The organism is Sphingobacterium sp. LRF_L2 (assembly GCF_965644235.1).
GTDB lineage: Bacteria > Bacteroidota > Bacteroidia > Sphingobacteriales > Sphingobacteriaceae > Sphingobacterium.
The window spans coordinates 535455-556440 of record NZ_CBFFRI010000002.1 but is presented as its reverse complement, the minus strand read 5'-3'; the positions used below and the strand labels follow the sequence as shown (position 1 = coordinate 556440).

Below are 20986 nucleotides of genomic sequence, written 5' to 3'. Positions count from 1 at the left end.
CTACTAAGGTAGATTATCAAATTAGTTTCTGCAAAGTAAATCAATAAGATCAAAAATAGAGAAGCAATTACGTTAGTCTTTAGGAACTACCCTGTAAGTGGGATCTTCAAGAATATCGACTTCGACTATGCCTTTAGCATTATGAATTAATATACGACAATCCTCACTTAGATGCTTAAGCCGAACTTTCTTTCCTAATCTGGTATATTTTTCTGTCAGCTTGTTTAATGCATCGATAGCAGACATATCAACTACCCGACTTTCTTTAAAATCAATAACGACGAGCAAAGGATCTTCTTCGATTTCAAACTTCTCTAAAAAGGCAGTTGTTGACCCAAAAAAAAGTGGACCGTAAATCGCATAATGTTTAACACCATTTTCGTCTAGGTACTTACGCGCCCTTATACGTTTTGCGTTATCCCAAGCAAATACGAGTGCCGAAATAACAACACCTACGAGAACAGCCAAAGCTAAGTTATGAAGTAGGACCGTTATTGCTGCGACAAGCATGCCTACAAAAATATCCGATTTTGGAAATTTGTTTACGATACGTAGGCTCACCCATTGGAAGGTATCGATAGCTACCATCATCATCACACCAACGAGCGCAGCCATCGGAATCTGTTCAATAAATGGTGCGCCAACAAGAATGACCAACATAATCGTGGCCGCACCGATAAATGCAGCCATACGAGTCCGAGCCCCCGCATTTAAATTCACTAACGTTTGTGCTACCATTGCACATCCCCCCATTCCTCCAAAGAAGCCATTCACAATGTTTGCCGTTCCTTGGGCTAATGCTTCCCGATTAGCTTTGCCTTTCGTATTCGTAATTTCATCGACCATATTAAGCGTCAACAATGTCTCAATAAGTCCTACACCTGCCATTACTAAAGCATATGGAAAAATAATCTGCAGCGTTTCAAAAGTCCATGGTACCATGGGAATACTGAAACTTGGAAGCGAACCGCTAACAGAAGCAATATTCACGACTTTTTTAGTGTCGATATCAAATATGTACACCAGAGCGAATACCGCAAGTATAGCTATTAAAGAAGCCGGGATTACTTTGGTAATCTTTGGCACAATGCGCACAATCAATATCGTCAACAACGTGAGCCCAATCATCGTATAAAGTTCATTCCCCCCCATCCATCCTGATCCCGATGATATTTTAAACTGAGCTACCTGTGCCATAAAGATGATAATAGCCAACCCATTTAGGAAACCATACATCACTGGCTGCGGAATCAGGCGAACAAATTTTCCCAATTTAAAAATCCCCACCAACAATTGTAAAACCCCTGCAACAATAACCGCAGCAAATAAATAAGAGACGCCATGTGCCGATGCCAATGCTATTAACACCACAACCGTAGCTCCAGCACCTCCAGAAACCATTCCTGGCCTTCCCCCAAACACAGCGGTAACCATCCCCATTAATACGGCTGCATAAAGCCCTGTTAGAGGCGACAACCCGGCAAGAATAGCAAACGACAACGACTCCGGAATCATGGTCATGGCTACGGTCAAACCCGCAAGGATTTCGTTTTTTATATTGACTGATCGAAAAAACGGTAAACCAACTACTTTTGCCATATTACATCAATAAAAATCTTACGAAAAACAAGAAAAAGAAGAAGATTTTACAACCTCCTTTAGGACATAAGATGTTCATTAGTTAATATTTACACTAGACCAATACCACTTTAACTCCGCCTATTTTCCTGTTTTTTGCGCAAATATACATATAATATGAAATTGTAAAGCCGCTAGCACGCTTAAACAACGGGAACGAATTAAAATGTATAAAGCACCAGAAATAAATGAAAAAAAGTAAAACAAGCGTCTTAGAAAAAAGAATTCATTTGTTGTGTTTACGTTTTTTAGAATTTGATATCAAGCCCCCAATAAGAAACGAGTTGTTTCGCTTCTTTAGCAGTCAAATGAATGACCGAACCATGTTTTGGCGAAGTAAAATTCGTTGTCTTCATTTTCCCCTCGTTGAAACGTCCCAGATTGGTAAAAGTTTTGAAATCGCTCGTTTCGCTAAATCCGAAGTTATGAGGACGAATACTGTAGATATCATACATCAAAACCCATTTCTCTTCCCCAATTCGTTTCCAAATATTAGGTGCTTCACAGGAACCTTCTTCAGGATCATACCAACTCGGATCATATTGATAACCGGTTTGGATTGAATCCGAAACAGCCTGCTTAATCCCTGGTGTTCCATCGTGCGACACATAAAACAAATGAAACTTACCATTCACATCGGTAATATCACCATCGATATAATCCTTGTTATGTTTTGGGTATTGAAAAAGCAGCTTTGGCTCGCTGTCCAATTTGTTGCATTCCTTATTGAGATAAGCATAATAAATTTTGTTTAAACCATTCCTAAAACGCAATGAGAAATACATCATCATTTTTCCGGCACGCGCATCGTAAATAAGTTCTGGTGCCCAAGCACAGCCTATACCTTCCCATCCAGGAAAGGCCTGATCCACCCTCAACAATGTGTGAGACCAATGAATCAGGTCTTTCGACTTCATTAATACAATATTTTTGTTGTTGCCCCAACCAAATTCCCGACCATCGCGCTCCCACTCCGTAGGTCGATAACCTTGCTTTTGCGCATAAATATGCAAGTCCGTCATTGCCATATAAAAATAACCGTCAACGCCCCGCGTAATGTACGGGTCACGGATGCCTTTCTGCTCAGCGATTGTATCCCCTGCAATAATCGGGTTACCATTATTAATATCCGTAAACGTGTAACCATCTTTACTCAAAGCGAAATACAAACCATGCGTCTCATCTTTAAAGTAAACCATAAGATAAGCGGCCATATCTTCCTCTTTTACTGCCGTTGATACCTGCGCGTGTATTGACATAAATGAGGCTACGTAAAAAAGACTGAGCATAAAGATCCGAAGATGCAACATAGAAATTTTCATTGTTATATATCATTAGTTAATTTATCCATTAGAGGAAAAGTACCAAAAGCTGTAATTCGCTTGACGGTTTTCGTAAGTTTCAATACAGTATCTTGGTTAGCGTACTAACAACAAATGTATAAAATACATTTATTATTTCCTATAGATCATTTTACATAATTAACATAAAGATTTTCAGTAAATTAAAAAAAATTAAACTCGAAATAAAATCCAACGAATTTGCTTATGTTTGCAGTATCATAACACACTATGTCAAACATTTCTTCCCAACAGATTATCGTGGCTTTGATCGTTGCCATTGTTGTCAGTAAAATACTTATTGGTATTCTAATCTACCATCTTGTAAAAAGAAAAAAGCAACTAAAAAAAGAACGGGCCATACTAAGCAAGAGAAACCTCCTCATGGAAAAACATCTTCTTGTTATCCGTTCACAGCAAGATGAACTGAAGAGCACGGAGAACCTAAAAATGAAGGTATTATCGATCGCATCGCATGACCTCCGCTCACCTTTTAACGACCTGAATGCCCTTTTCGAGCATTTCGACTTATTAGAGATGAACCCAGAAGGTATAAAAAGATCATTGTCAACTGTCCGTGATCAAATGCGTGCCTCTCAAATGCTACTGGACAATGTTCTTATGTGGACAGTGAATCATATCCGAAATGATCAGGAAGCGTTAAAAGTCCGATTTTCAATTTCAGAACAAATCGAGAATACATTAGCTATTTTTCAAGTTCAAATTCAAGAAAAACAACTACAGATTACTTGCGATCTTTCTGAAGATGATTCCGTTTTGGGGAGTGTCGAAGTATTCAATCTGGTCACCCGTAATATTATCAGCAACGCTATAAAATACAGTAATACATTAAGTGTGATTAAAATTGGGACAAACAAAGAAAATCAATCCGTGACACCGTCTATTTATATTAGAGACCATGGTATTGGAATGGACCAGAATACACTCGAAAAAATACAGCAAGGCGATTACCAGACCAGCAAAAAAGGCACAGAAAACGAAAAAGGATCTGGGGTTGGGTTATCGCTGTGTCATGAACTTATTGGCATGCAGGGTTGGCACATGAACGTAATTAGTCAAATAGGTAGAGGTACGACTTTTGAAGTATTCCTTCCTATTGAAAAGACTAATCTATCCCAAAATCCTACGTGATGCTTTAAATTACATCTGACAGCAATCATAATCGCAACAAAAGCAATTGTCATTGAACCAACACCAGTTGTCGTCGGCACAAAAGCAATTGTCACTGAACCAATACCAGTTGTCACCGACACAAAAGCAACTGTCATTGAACCAGTACCAGTTGTCATCGACACAAAAGCAATTGTCATTGAACCAGTACCAGTTGTCATCGTAACAAAAGCAACTGTCACTGAACCAATACCAGTTGTCATCGACACAAAAGCAACTGTCATTGAACCAGTAACAGTTGTCACCGATACAAAAGCAACTGTCATTGGACCAATACCAGTTGTCATCGCAACAAAAGCAACTGTCATTGAACCAACACCAGTTGTCATCGACACAAAAGCAATTGTCATTGAACCAGTAACAGTTGTCACCGATACAAAAGCAACTGTCATTGAACCAACACCAGTTGTCACCGACACAAAAGCAATTGTCATTGAACAAATACCAGTTGTCATCGACACAAAAGCAACTGTCATTGAACCAATACCAGTTGTCACCGACACAAAAGCAATTGTCATTGAACCAATACCAGTTGTCACCGACACAAAAGCAACTGTCATTGAACCAATACGGCATTGATCTACGATTTCTAATGGAGGAATTCAGCGGTAATGGCTGCAATGTCTCTAATTGAAAACATTTCTTTTCGAGGATCTAACACTTGTATTTTAAGCCTGTGCTATTGGTATTCCCACTCCTCAGCAGTCTCTTCATTTTTTTTGATAAAAATCGCCCAAAACACCTATTTTAGCAAATAACAACGGAAGAGTAATCCGTCAATTTGAATTTCTTTAAATTATAGAAATTTCATAATTTAAAGTATCCTATATCCAAAAAACAAAAAAGTGTTCGAAACTCATCAGAACTACACATTTCAAACGATAAATAATCTAGGGAACTCCCCTCTGACACTATTATTAATAACCTGAAAAAGAACACAAAAGATAGACAAATATGAATAAACTAATTAATCTAAGTGTTTTTAAAAATTTCTTCCAATCCAACAATGCAAGTGGGATTTTACTACTCTTCTGTGTAATCTTGTCAATGGGAATAGCGAATAGTCCCTTTTCTAGCTATCTTCAGCATTTGTTAGATACAGAAATTGGTTATCATTCAGAGTCCCTTCATTTGAGTTACAGCGTATTGTTATGGATCAACGATGGGTTAATGGCAATATTCTTTTTGATGGTGGGTTTGGAAATAAAACGCGAAGTGGTTGAAGGTGAGCTTTCCTCTCCACGTCAGGCATCACTACCCATACTTTGCGCTATTGGGGGAGCTATAGTGCCTGCAATCATTTATTTCATCTTGAATAATGGAACAGAAACCGTACATGGTTGGGGGATTCCCATGGCGACAGATATTGCCTTTGCACTTGCTGTTATCGGTTTGCTTGATAAAAGAGTTCCTGCTAGCTTAAAGATTTTTCTCGCAGCATTGGCTATCGTCGATGATTTGATCGCGATATTGGTTATCGCACTATTTTACTCTAATGGGATAGAAACCTCTTACCTACTCTACGCCGCTGGCGGTATGGTTTTACTTTTTATCATGAATAGGCTCAACGTCCAAAATCCATACTTATATTTAATTCCTGGAATTTTCATATGGTATTTTGTGCATCATTCAGGCATTCATGCTACAATTGCTGGCGTACTTGTAGCAATGACCATACCGACAAATGAGACCGATCAGGAGTCGCCACTGGAAAGACTGGAACATGCCCTCATTAAGCCAGTGAACTTTATTATTATACCTCTTTTTGCCTTCGCCAACACAAATATCTCCCTGGAATACGAGATGTTAGATGGTCTGATTGCGCCGATAGGGTTGGGAATTAGCCTTGGACTACTTTTAGGCAAGCCTATAGGTATTCTCATAATGGCATTTATATGTTCGAAACTTGGAATCAGCACTCTTCCTGAAGGAAGTTCATTTAAACAGCTATTGGGAATTGGATTGTTGGCAGGTATCGGTTTCACGATGTCGATTTTTATTTCTTTGCTATCTTTCGACAACGATCTCTTCATTAAAGAAGCAAAACTATCCATACTGATAACGTCGATACTTGCTGGGATACTTGGTTTTTTTTTCTTAAAAAATTTAAGTAAAAAAACAATTTAGCTTTTGAAACTTCCCGCCGCCAAACCAACACGAAAATGGCGGCGAGGAAATAATCATTTGCCCAAGTTAAACTCTTCGATCTTTCTATATAACGTAGATAAACCAATTTGTAACATTCGTGCGGCCTCTGTCTTATTTCCTTCCGCTAAATCAAGTACTTTCTTTATATGTCGCTTCTCGACGCTGCTGAGTGAAAACACGGAAGAAGATTCATTATTTTTACCAGCATCTTCCAATATCTCATGAGGTAAATCATGAACTTCCAAAGCCTCGGTCTCTGTTAATATTAAACTTCGTTCAATCACATTTTTTAACTCCCTGACGTTTCCTTTCCATTGATACATTTGCAAACAACGGATAAACTCGTCGGAAATAATTGGATTTTTTTTACCAATTTTCGCAGCAAAGCTTGCTGAAAAAATTCCTGCCAGTTCAGGAATGTCCTCTAATCGTTCTCTTAGTGGCGGAAGTAATAATTGAAACGTGGAAAGTCTATAGAATAAATCCATCCTAAAATTGTTTTTTTCTATTTCTTGCTCCAGGTTTCTATTTGTTGCGGCAATGATCCGGACATCTACCTTGCGAGGACGGGTTTCTCCGATCTTCAAATACTCACCAGACTCCAATAACCGTAATAACTTTGCTTGCAAATCTATATTCATTTCTCCGATTTCATCCAAAAAGAGCGTTCCCTTATCCGCTTCTTCTATCAACCCTTTTTTATCGCCTTGGGCACCAGTGAATGATCCTGCACGATAACCAAAAAGCTCACTTTCTAGAAGTTCCCGACTAAAAGCCGAACAATTTATTGCAACGAAAGGTGCATTCTTCCTTCCACTTGCATAATGTAGTCCATTCGCAAAAACCTCTTTCCCCGTTCCGGTTTCTCCCAGTAAAAGTACGGAGGTATCAAGTGGTGCGACTTTTTCCGCCAAAGCTATTGCACGTTTTAACGCTAAAGAATGACCTATTATCTTATCGAAAGAGTACTTTTTATATGTTTTATCCTCTAAATGTGCAACCCTTTTTGCTAAAGCTACTTTTTCCGCGGCTCGATTGATCAAAGGTAAAATCTTATTATTATCATTCCCTTTAGTCAAATAATCGAAGGCTCCGTACTTTATTGCACTCACACTATCTGGAATATTACCATGAGCCGTAAAAAGAATCACCTCAACCAAAGGCTGCGCTTTTTTCAATTCCACAATAAACTCGACACCATTACCATCAGGCAATTTAACATCGCATAAGACCACATCCAATTCCGTATGTGTTATCTTTTTTCGAGCTTCCCCCAAAGACCCTGCCTGTAAAACTTCAAAGCCTTCGCCCTCGACAGAAATTATACGGGCGACTAAAGCTCTCAACTTCTCCTCGTCATCAATAATTAGAACCTTGCTCATTATTATTTAATTTTACTCATTTATACTAATCTATTCTGGTTCAATATTATACTGTTATCAAAATAGCAAACTCAAAACCATATCAAAAGACACGAAAAAAAGAAACCATTGAAATGAATTTAGCATTTCAGTTCATTTTTTAGGCAATCCCCTTCAACAAAAAATAGAACTTACTTCCCGCACCGTAATCACTATGCACACCAATCTGTCCTCCCTGTGCTTCAATAAATTCTTTGCTTATAGACAACCCCAATCCAGTACCACCTTTCTTCGCCCCAGGAATTCTAAAATAGCGTTCAAATATTCTATCTAGATATTTAGGCTCAATTCCCTGTCCGCCATCAATTACAGAAAAAAAAACTTTATCATTTGATCTACGAACTTCAATATTCACTGGTGCATTTTCGTAGGAGTAACGTATAGCATTGGATATAAAGTTAGTTAAAACCCATGCTGTCTTCTCATTATCTGCATAGACGTAATCTAGCCCATCTTCGATATTCACCTGTAAATCAATATTTTTCTGAATGGCAGCGGAACGGTTAGCATTCACCGCGTAATCGATTATAGGTGCAATTTCCGACTGATGTATATTTAGTTGGATGGAACCACTTTCCAGTTGTGCCATGTTGAGTAACTCGCCCGTTATTCCCAATAAACGTTCGGTATCTTCACGAATACCCATCACTAGATCTTGCTGCTCTTGGTTCAAGCTTCCTACACGTTCATTTTCGAGCAGCGTCACCCCCATTTGAATGGAGGCAATTGGTGTCTTAAACTCGTGAGACACTGTTCCTATAAAATTGGTCTTGGCAAGATCCAGTTCTTTAAACGGAGTAATGTTCTTTAATAGCACAACATGTCCTATAAATTCTGGTTCCCGTTCACCTGTCGGCACAATATGAATATCGATTATTTCCTTTTCAAAATAACTTTCTTTGTTGTCTGCATAAATCTTCAACGAAGCATGATCAATCTGCTGTGTATTGTCATTCCCTACAATACCTTGGAACACATTTCGAATAAGATCATTTCCCATGGCTATCTCCTGCACTTTTTGTCCTAAAATCTCGTCAATCTTTAGTCCGGAAATTTTTAATGCTTCATGGTTTGCAAAGATAATCTGCTCGTGCTCATCAAGACCAAAAACGGGATCATGCATCTGCTCGATAATGGCTTCGATACGTTTCTTACTGCGCAAGAGTTTATCAAGTTTGCTTTCCGTGTACTCTTCCAATTTTTCGGCCATCGTATTAAAGGAACGAGCTAGTTCACCAAATTCATCGTGGCGTTCAAAATGTACACGCTCCCGATAATTCTGATTCGCTATCTCCCGAATGCTACCAGTGAGTTCTTTTATAGGATTTGCAATCGCTGGGGGCAAATTGATCAAGAGCGTAAAAGCGATAACGAAGCCCAGCGTTCCAGCAAAAGATATCACTATTATCGCAGTATCGGCACTCTCTTCGGCTATCTTCTCTTTACGACCTATTGACTCCATATTTATATCCATCAGCTCGATCAGATCTCGACGGATGGCACCTTTCACCTCCGAACTACTACTATTCTCCTTTAGTGCGTCAAAATGTTGTGCCAAAACCCCTGTAATCTCTAACTCACCTTCTTCGGTTATATTAGCCTTTTGTTTTTGCAGATATACATCGAAACGAGGGAAAGCCGTGGGGTCATTTGGGAGATCCTCAAGCGTACCGAGCATGCCTCGAACATGTTGAATACTGCTATAATTGGAAGCAAGGATATTGGCCGTATCTTTCTTCAATCTATTGAAATACCAACCACTCAACGCCGACAGTAGGAATATGACCAGGAACAGCATTCCGATGCCCATGGTCAACTTCGTCTTTATTTTCATTACGATAAAATTACCAAATCTATATTATCACTGGATAACTTGTTTAAAAGTGTTCTAAAGGTATCGGTTGCCATAATTACCTTTGCCAAATTCAAATGTGGCTTGCCTATACAGACCGTTGTTATTTTCCTAAGCTCGCATTGCAGCATAATTTCTTTTGCCACTTTTTTTCCCTCTACTTTGATGATCTCTGCACCAAGCTCGGTAGCCAGTTTAAAGTTATTGATCAAATGCCGTTGTTTATCCAAAGCAATTCTATCCACTCTTTCTTGGGGCTGTTGTACATATAACACGTACCAACTGCTATTGTAATACCCTGCAAGTCTAGCCGTTTTACGAATAACTGTTTTTGCTGTCAGCTCATTCGAACTGATACAAGCTAAAAAACGTTCTTTCTTAACAAAGCGATGCTGGATCACTTCAGTTTCAACTTTACGTTGTACTTGAGATGCAACTTCTTTCAAAGCAAGCTCGCGTAACTGCAAAATATGTTCGTTCTTAAAGAAATTCTGGAGTGCCTGCGCTATTTTAGATTGCTCATAGATCTTTCCTTCCTTTAAGCGTGTTATAAGCTCTTCAGCGGTTAGATCGATATTCACTACCTCATCAGCTTGATCGACAACGCTATCTGGAATACGTTCCGACACCACGATACCTGTTATTTCGCGTATTTCCTCATTAAGGCTTTCAATATGTTGAATGTTGACGGCACTAATGACATTGATGCCTGCGTCTAAAATCTCCAAAACATCCTGCCAACGTTTTTCGTTCTTGCTCCCTTCGATATTGGTGTGGGCCAGTTCGTCTACGATAACAACTTCGGGACGTATCCTAATCACGCTCTGTACATCCAGCTCTTCGAGTTCTTTCCCTTTGTAAAACAGTTTTCTCCGCGGTATACAGGGAAGGCCATCCAGTAAGGCATGTGTATCTTTTCGCATATGCGTTTCGATATACGCAATGCGAACATCGATTCCATTACGAAGGAGGCTGTGTGCCTCCTGTAACATGCGAAAAGTTTTGCCTACTCCGGCACTCATGCCGATATAAAGCTTAAACTTTCCACGTCTTGACTTTTTGATAAGATCCAAAAAATGCTCAGGATTCTTTCTTTCGTCCATTATGCTGTTTTGAAATAAAAGTACCCTCCATAATTTGCATGGAGGGTAAATATAAATATACGATTAAAAACGTACCGCTAAAGAAGTAATGGCCAGGGTATTACCCTTTTTCTGTAAGCCATCCCGATCGATAAAGATATTATCCTTGCTGCTCAACGTCTTTACTTCTGTACGCCATACCAAATTCGGCATGATCTTATAATCAAGATTTAGTGAACCTCCAAATGTCTGGAACCCATTTTCTGATGCTGTGACGACAATTACTTGATTTTTATCCTTGTAGTATTCGCCTCTCGCGGCAATGCTGACACGTTCAGTTGGTGAATACTTAGCAATTAAAACCGGAGAATACCACGTATTGTAATCGCTGCTACCCTTCTCTTTTTGCTGTGCACCTATATCAAAACCCGCAGTTAAAGAAAACTCATTGCTTAACGTAAACTGTCCATAAAGATTATGGAAGTAGCGCATCAAACGATTCTCATCAGGCATGTCGTTGCCAATAAACGAGCTGCTATTTAAAGTCACTCGATCACTAGGGCGGAACGTCAATTGATGTCCAAAAGCCGGTGTAGAATTACCCTCGACGCGTTGAATACGTTGCCAGCCATTCATAATAAATAAAGCCATGTCCCATTTACCGTTCGGAGAACCGTAAAAAAGCTTCGCCCCGGTTTCAAAATATGGTGAATTATCTGCAAGCATACTTCTTGTCAACGTAAAACAGTCTGCACCTATAGCACTTTCAAAACCAATATGTGAAGGTAAAATACCTGCGTCGAGCCATAAATTATGGTCTTTCGATAGTTTAAACCCTACATTTGCCTCAAATACATTCTTTAAAACACCAGGCTCTGCGGCATAGTTAGCGTTCATGTAGGAACCAACGCCAATACCTAAATTGGCACGTACATTATCTTTCTGATAATTTACTTTAATCAAGCCAAGGTTGAGGCTGAATTCATTATTCCGGTTATGGCTATAAACAAACCCCGGACGACTGTTATTCTGTGGATTATGAAAATCCTGTTGGTAATAGACCTCTGCATAGCCCGAAATCGTTAACGGGTTGGTTTCTGTTTCTTGTGCACAAAGGCTTCCAGTTACTCCGGACATCACTGCCAAGAGCATCGCAATTTTTCTCATTCTCTTAAAAAATTAGTACGTATATATAGATGGATCGAACTGAGACGACTGCGCACTTGATGTATCAAAAACAAGCACGCAGCGTTCAGTTTTATTATTTAGCTCTTTATTTTATCTAAGGCCAGATTTAGTTGTAATACATTAACACGGGTTGTTCCAAACATGCCCCATAAAGGCGCTTCAACGTGCTGATCAATAACCTTATTGACCACGTCAAGGTCTAGGTTACGAATTTGCGCAATGCGCTGCGCTTGGACTTTTGCCCCCTGCACAGAGATGTGAGGGTCAAGACCACTACCACTTGCCGTCACTAGATCTATCGGGATCTGCGATACAGAAACCCCCGGGTTGTGTGCCAATAGCGTATCGATTCGTGTTTGCACCTCTGCGAGGTAATCCTCATTGAATGGTCCCTTATTGCTGCCCGCCGATCCAGCTGCATTATAGCCTACAGCAGACGGACGCGACCAGAAGTATCTGTCCTGCGTAAAGGATTGACCGATATTGCTATAATATTTTTTACCATCGACCATAACCGTCTGTCCTTCCCCCCCACCCAAAGAAAGTTTGGCAATGCCCCAGACGACAGCCGGATAGATTACTGTAAGCAGTACGATCAACACGATCGTCAACTTTATAGCGGGAAATAAATGTGTTTTCATTTTTTTAGTTTTAGCTTTTGTACGCAATACTCTTGTAATCTAAAAATCCTTTAGAAGCCTCTAGATAAAGATCGAAACGAACATATCGATCACTTTGATCCCCGCAAATGGCGCCAAAACTCCGCCCAGACCGAAGATCAATAGGTTACGACGCAGCAATGCACTTGCACCAATAGGCTTATAATTCACCCCTTTTAGGGCCAATGGTATAAGCATCGGAATAATTATGGCATTAAAAATTACAGCAGACAATATCGCACTCTGTGGACTCTGCAGATTCATAATATTCAATCCCTGTAGAGCAGGAATAGCGGTTATAAAAAGTGCTGGAATGATGGCAAAATACTTGGCAACGTCATTAGCAATACTAAAGGTAGTCAGCGTACCACGTGTCATAAGAAGTTGTTTACCTATTTCAACCACTTCGATCAGTTTGGTTGGGTCGTTGTCTAGATCCACCATATTACCAGCTTCTTTTGCTGCTTGCGTTCCGCTGTTCATCGCTACGCCCACATCGGCCTGTGCAAGTGCGGGCGCATCATTGGTACCATCCCCCATCATGGCTACTAAACGGCCTGAAGATTGCTCTTTTTTGATGTAATTCATTTTATCCTCAGGCTTCGCTTCTGCAATAAAATCATCAACGCCTGCTTTTTCTGCGATATACTTTGCTGTAAGCGGATTGTCTCCGGTTACCATGACTGTTTTGATTCCCATTTTACGCAGGCGTTCGAAACGCTCCTGAATACCGGTCTTGATGATATCCTGCAGTTCGACGACACCAAGTGCTACCTCATTTTCGCAAACTACCAAGGGTGTACCTCCATTTTGGGAGATTACACGAACGGTTTCTTCAATTTCTATTGGAAAACTGTTCCCTGCTGCGAGCACGATGCTCCGTATGGCATCGGTCGCTCCTTTTCGTATCCGCGTTCCAGCAAAGTCAATTCCTGAACTACGCGTTTCTGCCGTGAATTTGATAAACGAAGGATCTTTTACACCGTAACTTAATGGATTGACGCCAGCAAGCTCGATCACAGATTTACCTTCGGGCGTCTCATCAGCCATCGAACTCAATACGGCGGCCTTGGTCAACACCTCCCTATCCACACCATTCGCGGTATGGAACTGGGTAGCCTTGCGATTACCGATCGTGATTGTCCCCGTCTTGTCGAGTAGCAAGACATCGATGTCACCCGCCGTTTCAACGGCACGACCACTTTTCGTTATCACATTGGCACGGAGCGCTCTGTCCATACCTGCAATACCGATCGCCGATAAAAGACCACCGATAGTCGTTGGAATCAAACAGACAAATAACGAAATGAAGGATGCAATCGTGATCGTTACATTTGCGTAATCAGCGAACGGTTTCAATGTTACCGATACAATGATAAAGACCAACGTAAATCCAGCCAATAGGATTGTCAGGGCAATCTCATTAGGCGTCTTCTGGCGGCTTGCACCTTCCACCAGGGCGATCATCTTATCCAAAAAACTTTCACCGGCTTGCGTTGTTACCCGCACAATGATACGATCAGAAAGTACCTTTGTACCACCTGTCACCGAACTTTTATCGCCACCAGATTCCCGTATTACAGGAGCAGATTCTCCAGTAATAGCACTTTCGTCGATCGTAGCCAAACCTTCTATAATCTCACCATCAGAAGGGATCACGTCTCCGGCCTCACAGACAAACACATCGCCCTTTTTGAGCTGTGAAGAAGATACCGTTTGACCGTCCTGCAACCTTGCCGGCGTTTCTTCGCGCGTCTTGCGCAAGCTATCCGCTTGCGCCTTACCACGTGCCTCAGCAATGGCCTCAGCAAAATTGCCAAACAAAAGCGTTAGCAACAGGATGATAAACACCGTAAAGTTGTAGCCTATGCTACCTTGCGACTGCTCGCCAGTTAGAATCCAAAGGCACACTACGGCCATGATCAGGGTGCCCACTTCCACAGTGAACATCACTGGGTTGCGGAACAATATTTTAGGGTTCAGTTTTACAAACGATTGTTTCAACGCCTGCTGAACCATCTCTTTTTGAAACAATGATTGATTCTTGCTCATTTCTTAATTTTTATAGGCTATTAGATCATGGAAAAATATTCGGCTATCGGTCCGAGGGCCAGTGCCGGGAAAAATGAAAGGGCAGCAATGATCACGATTACCGTAAAGATCATCATGCCGAAAGTACCGGTATCGGTCTTTAGTGTACCATTTCCTTCAGGGACATATTTCTTCTGCGCCATGAGGCCAGCTATTGCCACCGGACCAATGATAGGTAGAAAACGGGACAAGATAAGTACGATACCCGTTGTGATATTCCACCAAAGGGTATTATCACCAAGCCCTTCAAATCCACTACCATTATTGGCTGATGCCGAGGTGTATTCGTAGAGTATTTCACTGAAGCCGTGAAAGCCAGGGTTGTTCAGTGTTGAAGCTCCCTGCTCGGGAAAAGCTGTTGCCAAACCGGTGCCGACCAAGATCAGGAAGGGATGTACCAGAGCAATGATCATGGCGATCTTCATCTCTCGTGCTTCTACTTTTTTGCCCAAAAATTCGGGTGTACGCCCCACCATCAAGCCGCTAATGAATACGGCAAGGATGATGTAGATGAAAAAGTTGAGCAGTCCTACGCCGCAACCTCCATAAAAGGCATTGACCATCATGGCCAACATTTGGTTCATGCCCGATAGCGGCATCGTACTGTCGTGCATGGCATTGACCGAGCCGGTAGAGATAACAGTAGTCACGATACTCCAGAAGCCTGAAGCTGCAGCTCCGATACGAGTTTCCTTGCCTTCCATAGCTCCCAAGCTATTATCTACGCCCATTTGCGTGATGGCCGGATTGCCCTTCATCTCCATGAGTACATTCGGAACCGTCAGGATAAGGAAGCCTATCGTCATCACGCCGAAGATGATCCACGATAGCTTCTTTCGACGGATAAAATGTCCAAATGCGAATATCATAGCTAGCGGAACGATCAACTGCCCGATCATCTGCGCTATATTACTGATGTAGCTCGGATTTTCGAGCGGGTGTGCCGAATTTGCTCCATAAAACCCACCACCGTTGGTACCTACGTGTTTAATGGCCACGAAAGCGGCGACGGGCCCTCGGGATACTTCGACCGTATCGCCCTGCAATGTTAACATCGTGTCCTTTCCTTGAAAGGTCATTGGCGAGCCTTCAAAAACGAGGACCAACGCTAAAATAAAAGATAGGGGCAATAATATGCGTGTAGACGATTTCACAAAGTATTCGTAAAAATTACCAAGTCCGGTAACCGTTTTATCCCGGAAAGCACGGAAAAGCACGACCACGGCTGCCATGCCCGTTGCTGCAGAAACAAACTGTAAGAACATCAACCAGAACTGGCCAAGATAGCTCAGCCCGGACTCGCCCGAGTAATGCTGCAGGTCACAATTGACCAAAAAGGATATCGAGGTATTGAAGGCCAAGTCCGCAGACATACTTGGGTTACTATCGGGATTCAAAGGGAGCGATCCCTGCGTCATCAGGATCAGCATGGAAAGGATGAACCAAATTAGGTTAATGGTCAACATGGCCATCATATGCTGTTTCCACCCCATCTCAACATGTGGATCAATGCCACTTACTTTATAGAAAAGCTGTTCTAAGGGGTCAAAGACCTTATCCAAAAATGTACGTTCACCAGCGTACACCTTGGCTATGTATTTACCAAACGGTATCGCCAGGATAACCGAAACGATAAACATGAAAATAATTCCAAAGATTTCTGTATTCATTTTTTAGTTAATTTTTGTGATATAATGCTGAATTATATTGCATTTAAGAGACCGGACGAAGCTATTTGAACTGTCTTTACAAAGAGACCGCTTATGAACTTTCGGGAAATTTCAATAGGGACGGCCAAACCAAAACTTATCCAAACAATTCGCATAAAAAGCTTCCAAACTTTTCCTTTCAAGGGTTCCCTTTTTTAAAATTTCTCCGGTTTGATAAGCACGTAGCAGATATATCCAAAAACTGCCAGTGCCACGATAAATAGTAGTGCCATTTTATTGCTTTATTAATAGATGTTCATTAATTTGTCTTTGATAGATCTCGATAAAGACCTTGGGCATTTTACTGGTCATTTCATGCCAACATGCAAGGTCGGAGCACCGTTGAAAGCTGCCCAATTAAGAGACTTGATAGGCTCTCTTCTTTGGAAATAACCATGAGAAATTCATTTTCTTTAGCGTTGCGCGTATAGCGACTTCCCCCTTGATAGAGCAAATTGACCACTTTGAAAATTATCGGTATACGTTCTTCAGATTGCGTATCTATCCTGGAAAATCCCTGCAAACAGATATCCGCAAGCTTCCGCAACAGGATATAAGACGCCATTTCCTTCTCTTGGTAAAAGTCATTCGGCATATCCGATACAACTTCGGGTATCCACTGGCGAATCATTGACACAATTTTTGTTTCCACGGCTAAATCTTTTCAAAAAATCCCACGGATTTGGCAAGAAGCCAAAAGCAGACCAGACCAGTTATTATCAGTATTATAGCTAACATATTGATATCGTTACTTTTTTATAGATTAAACTTATTTACCTTTTCCTTGTATCATTAACCGTGGTAGAAATATCCCAAGAACTTTTCGAGTTGTCTCCCATTAGATCGCACAGAGATTTCGTAATGCTTTTTTTTTGAAGTTTCCTTTTTCATTTCATATTTGTTTTGGATGGGCATGCCAAAAGCTATTCCATTTTTAAAAAAAAACCCAAAACAATCTGACTAAAAACACTTTACAGCTTTAATCGATTAATTAGCGAAAAGAAAACCTTATCAAAATGACAAGCTTTTTTCTCATTTTGATAATAGATAGGATATAGATATTTGCAAAAAAAAGCGGGAACTGTTGTAGCCCCGCTTCTATTGTGATTATTTTTTACGTTTTATTTCAAATATTCTTCTGGATCATTCTTGAATTTCTCTTTACAAAAAGAAGAGCAAAATCCGTAAGTCTTTCCATGGTAATGTAGTGTATCGGCCAATTCTGCTGAAACAGACATGCCACAAACCAAGTCATCGTAAGTCGTTGCCAAAGTCGTATTATTCGTTGTTCTTTTTACATCTTGTTCCGATTCTTTACGAGTGTTCTTATTTGCTGGTTCCGATTTCTCAAGATCCTCCACCCCTAATCCAATATCAAACATCTCCGTCATCATTTTAACCACAGCTGGATCTGCTTTTTCTTTTGAACCTTTATCTACAGGAGGCTGTGGATCATACTCCATACTCAATTGTACAAATTCAGCATAGGTTTTACCTTTTGCCTCCTTTACCATGGCCAAGCCCATATCCATGCCAGCAGACACCCCTGCCGCTGTCCAATACTTTCCGTCCTTTACCCATCGTTTATTCTGATAATGCGCTCCGTATCTTTTCAACATTTCTTCTGCACGATACCAGTGACTTGTTGCATTTTTACCTTCTAACAATACTGTGGCTCCCAGTATCCAAGCTCCATTACATACACTTGCAGTATAGGTACTGGTTTTATCTATCTTTTTAATCCAATTTAAAACCAAAGAATCTTTAGTCAATTTATAGGTCGCGTCATTTCCGCCAGGAATAATCAATACATCCAAATGGTTAATTTCTGAAAATTCGTGACCTACTTTATAGGTATTTTCTGTACCTTTCACTTCTCCCTTTTTTGCTGCGATAAGAAAACTTTTGACGCCCATAATACTATTGAGCTCTGTCTGTATACCAACAAAATCTAAGTCATTAAAACCATCATATGCAAGAATTCCCACAGAGTCGATTTTTAGCTGATGGTTCTCTTCATGACTTATTCTCGCGGCTAATTCTTCTGTAGTTTCTTGTACTTTTTTTTCAACTTTTGTGGTACATGAAACCAGCACTATAATACTAAACATCAATATTGATACTATCTTTTTCATTTTTATTATTTTTAAAATCTGTAAGTTGACGTAACACCATACATTCTTGGATTTCCCAACATATAAGAACCGTAGCCCCAAGACATATAACGTTTATCATTAAGATTTCTGCCCCATGCTGCTATCTCAAAACGTTCGGCAGTAATACCAGCCCGTGCATTGATAATTCCATAAGCGGACTGATAATATTGATTGACGAAATCCAAATAATAGTTGCCGACGTATTTATATTCAGCTCTTGCGAATAAAGATATGCTCCGCTCATTCTTCGCAAGAGGATAATTATATTGGGTCGCCAGCATACTCAAAAAGTTGGGGTTATTGATGGGGCGATTGTCTTTGTAATCAATAACGGAGGCCGAGGTAAGATCATACATTTCCAATTTTGCATATTTGGCATCTGACCAGGCAGCATTCCATTCTATAGACAGATTGTCTACCGGTACTGCGGCAATTTCAGCTTCAATACCTAAATTATTCATATCTCCCGCGTTGAGTATAAGGTAGTTTACCCCATCGTTTGATGTACTCACTTGTTGATCTTTCTGCTGTAGATAAAATGCAGTAACATTGATTTTTAGTTTGTTGGAGAATAAATTATTCTTGATAGCCACTTCGTAATTATCAGATTTTTCCGGTTTATAATACCTGTAATTGGAGGCCGTTGCCCCCATATTAAAACCACCGACACGGAACCCTTTCGCATACGAGGCATATAAAAGCGAATTTTCTGTGAGCTTGTAGGCCAAAGTCACTTTTGGCGTAAAAGCATTGAATGTTTTGCTATTGGTTTCCAAATCTGTTAAAGGCGTCTGTACACTATTTTTTTCATAGTCGTTGGTTTCGTCCTGCTTTCTTCGCTCCGATTCATAGCGGGCTCCAGCTGTAATATCTAATTTATCTGTTAAACTGTAAGTCGCCTGTCCAAAGAATGCAAGCCCCCAATTTCTGCGTTCATCATAGGTTAAAGTCCTATAAGGAGCGGATGGGTCATATACGGCATAATCTTCATCATAGTACACATCAGTGTTCGTTTTTATTTTTTCTGTAAAGAGATAGGTACCGGCCGTCCATTTGAATTTGTTCGCCCCAGCTGGAGAAGAAAAACGAAACTCCTGTGTAAACTCTCGTGATTTGGTCGCCGTTTTCCCACTAATAAGATTTGCCGATGTAAAATCGTAATCAAAACGGTTTGGAATCCAGATATGATATGCAATTCCAGATGTTATTGAAATGAAATTAAACTTGTCACCAAAATAGTTGGCCGTTGCAGACACATTGGTATTCGTTCTTTTTTCTGTGTTGTCCCAGTTACTATAAGAATTATATCCATTTGTCCAAGCTTCTTCATAGGATGCTGACCAAGGATAAGCTCCCTTGTCTTTATTTTTTTCCGTCTTAGCGTTTACTAACAGTTGCCACTTGTCGTTGAGAATATACTTTAAATTACCATTGATATTAAAAGATCTGTGATGATCGAAATCATCCGTGTTTAGCGTAGGATTACGGTATATACTGCCTCTGCCATTGTATTGCCCAGATACATTGAAATAGAGTCTGTCTTTCAAAATCGGCGTATTCAATCCGAGCGTATAACGTTGTTGCCCATAATTTCCAAAATCAGCCTCTGCGTAGCCATGTACTGAGTTTGTTGGTTTCTTGGTGATAATATTTACCACACCGCTAAAGGCATTTCTACCGTACAGAGCCCCTTGCGGACCACGTAATATTTCGATACGTTCTATATTATTGAAATTTATTGGTGATGAATAAAAATCAAATTGATACACGCCGTCAACATACGTAGCAACAGATTGTTCCGTTGTAAAGCCCATCGTCCCTCGAATATTGAAAAAGTTAGAACCGGAACTGTTGCCATGTTCCAGTACAAAAAGGCTAGGTGCTAGTGCCGATAAATCAGCCACATTCCAAGCTCGGTATTCATTTAACTTCTTTGCACTAAGCACAGAAATCGCAGCAGCCGTTTTTTGCACATCCGTTTCTGTTTTATCACTACCTGATACGACCACTTCCTCCAGCACCCGAGTGTTGTCTTGCAGTTCAATGTCCAATGTTAGCTCTTCACTATTAACGATAACCGCTTTAATTTCCCCCGCACAACCTCTAGCTTCAACCTTAATTTGATACCTTCCCCTATTCAGATGAAGAGAAAATTTTCCTGCATTATCAGAAGTAGTCTGTATTACACTATTTAGTATAGAAATATTGGCGTTAGGAATTACCTCACCTCGCTGCGATTTTATTGTACCTCGGATGTTTTGGGAAAAACCGCTTGTTACCCAAAGGCAGAGTATGAATGTTATGATATTTTTGGAAAACATGTTTTATTTTTTTTATAGAATAGGATTGAGATCGGATATCCATCTCTAACCATCACATGGTCGATGAACGATTGTTCAAATTCCCGAGATAACTATCTTCTAAATAGCATGTGACGAATAAATCACGCACACATATAGGATTATGCTCAGATCATTATCTTATCCGATCGATTGACAGCCATCAAAGTTA

16 protein-coding genes are annotated in these 20986 nt (G+C 40.4%); 2 read left to right on the top strand and 14 right to left on the bottom strand.

The features are described from left to right. Positions 1–72: 72 nt before the first annotated feature. Together ACSZOX_RS05755 and ACSZOX_RS05750 are read right to left on the bottom strand one after the other, a co-directional pair. Positions 73–1599: a SulP family inorganic anion transporter gene (locus ACSZOX_RS05755; protein WP_437918863.1), complete on the bottom strand. Its 1527-nt coding sequence runs from the start codon at positions 1597–1599 to the stop codon at positions 73–75. Between the two features lie 287 nt (positions 1600–1886). After that, a complete protein-coding gene (locus tag ACSZOX_RS05750; protein WP_437918862.1) occupies positions 1887–2960 on the bottom strand; it encodes a glycoside hydrolase family 43 protein in 1074 nt (357 codons plus the stop codon). Between the two features lie 249 nt (positions 2961–3209). On the opposite strand from ACSZOX_RS05750, the gene ACSZOX_RS05745 reads away from it, so the two are divergent. Next, positions 3210–4130 carry a sensor histidine kinase gene (locus ACSZOX_RS05745; RefSeq protein WP_437918861.1) on the top strand — a complete coding sequence of 307 codons (921 nt, stop codon included), beginning with the start codon at positions 3210–3212 and terminating at the stop codon, positions 4128–4130. Here the strand turns inward: ACSZOX_RS05745 and ACSZOX_RS05740 are convergent. Further along, on the bottom strand, positions 4055–4729 hold the full coding sequence (locus ACSZOX_RS05740; protein WP_437918860.1) for a hypothetical protein: 675 nt from the start codon (positions 4727–4729) through the stop codon (positions 4055–4057). The genes ACSZOX_RS05745 and ACSZOX_RS05740 overlap by 76 nt on opposite strands. A gap of 394 nt (positions 4730–5123) precedes the next feature. On the opposite strand from ACSZOX_RS05740, the gene nhaA reads away from it, so the two are divergent. Continuing rightward, positions 5124–6296 (top strand): Na+/H+ antiporter NhaA, encoded by a 1173-nt coding sequence (gene nhaA, locus ACSZOX_RS05735; RefSeq protein ID WP_437918859.1) that lies wholly within the window; start codon positions 5124–5126, stop codon positions 6294–6296. A 53-nt stretch (positions 6297–6349) separates the two neighbouring features. Here the strand turns inward: nhaA and ACSZOX_RS05730 are convergent, their stop codons facing one another. The 11 genes from ACSZOX_RS05730 to ACSZOX_RS05680 form a co-directional block, all read right to left on the bottom strand. After that, positions 6350–7699 (bottom strand): sigma-54-dependent transcriptional regulator, encoded by a 1350-nt coding sequence (locus ACSZOX_RS05730; RefSeq protein WP_437918858.1) that lies wholly within the window; start codon positions 7697–7699, stop codon positions 6350–6352. 139 nt (positions 7700–7838) lie between these two features. Next, the gene (locus tag ACSZOX_RS05725; RefSeq protein WP_437918856.1) at positions 7839–9572 is read right to left on the bottom strand and encodes an ATP-binding protein; all 1734 of its coding nucleotides are present in this window, start codon (positions 9570–9572) and stop codon (positions 7839–7841) included. Beyond that, the gene (locus ACSZOX_RS05720; protein ID WP_437918855.1) at positions 9572–10693 is read right to left on the bottom strand and encodes a sensor protein KdpD; all 1122 of its coding nucleotides are present in this window, start codon (positions 10691–10693) and stop codon (positions 9572–9574) included. Before ACSZOX_RS05720 ends, ACSZOX_RS05725 begins: the two co-directional genes overlap by 1 nt. Positions 10694–10756: 63 nt before the next feature. Then, the gene (locus tag ACSZOX_RS05715; RefSeq protein ID WP_437918854.1) at positions 10757–11839 is read right to left on the bottom strand and encodes a porin; all 1083 of its coding nucleotides are present in this window, start codon (positions 11837–11839) and stop codon (positions 10757–10759) included. A 98-nt stretch (positions 11840–11937) separates the two neighbouring features. Next, positions 11938–12501: a K(+)-transporting ATPase subunit C gene (locus tag ACSZOX_RS05710; protein WP_437918853.1), complete on the bottom strand. Its 564-nt coding sequence runs from the start codon at positions 12499–12501 to the stop codon at positions 11938–11940. Positions 12502–12561: 60 nt separating this feature from the next. Next, positions 12562–14571 (bottom strand): potassium-transporting ATPase subunit KdpB, encoded by a 2010-nt coding sequence (kdpB, locus tag ACSZOX_RS05705; protein ID WP_437918852.1) that lies wholly within the window; start codon positions 14569–14571, stop codon positions 12562–12564. 20 nt (positions 14572–14591) lie between these two features. Then, on the bottom strand, positions 14592–16280 hold the full coding sequence (gene kdpA / locus ACSZOX_RS05700) for a potassium-transporting ATPase subunit KdpA (protein ID WP_437918851.1): 1689 nt from the start codon (positions 16278–16280) through the stop codon (positions 14592–14594). 194 nt (positions 16281–16474) lie between these two features. Continuing rightward, entirely contained in the window at positions 16475–16552 is a 78-nt protein-coding gene (locus ACSZOX_RS05695; RefSeq protein WP_320186646.1) for a potassium-transporting ATPase subunit F, read from the bottom strand. 80 nt (positions 16553–16632) lie between these two features. Beyond that, positions 16633–16971 (bottom strand): DUF7674 family protein, encoded by a 339-nt coding sequence (locus tag ACSZOX_RS05690; RefSeq protein ID WP_437918850.1) that lies wholly within the window; start codon positions 16969–16971, stop codon positions 16633–16635. Between the two features lie 469 nt (positions 16972–17440). After that, positions 17441–18454, bottom strand: coding sequence for a DJ-1/PfpI family protein (locus ACSZOX_RS05685; RefSeq protein ID WP_437918849.1), 1014 nt, complete (start codon positions 18452–18454; stop codon positions 17441–17443). An 11-nt stretch (positions 18455–18465) separates the two neighbouring features. Then, positions 18466–20796: a TonB-dependent receptor gene (locus ACSZOX_RS05680; protein ID WP_437918848.1), complete on the bottom strand. Its 2331-nt coding sequence runs from the start codon at positions 20794–20796 to the stop codon at positions 18466–18468. Between the last annotated feature and the right edge of the window lie 190 nt (positions 20797–20986).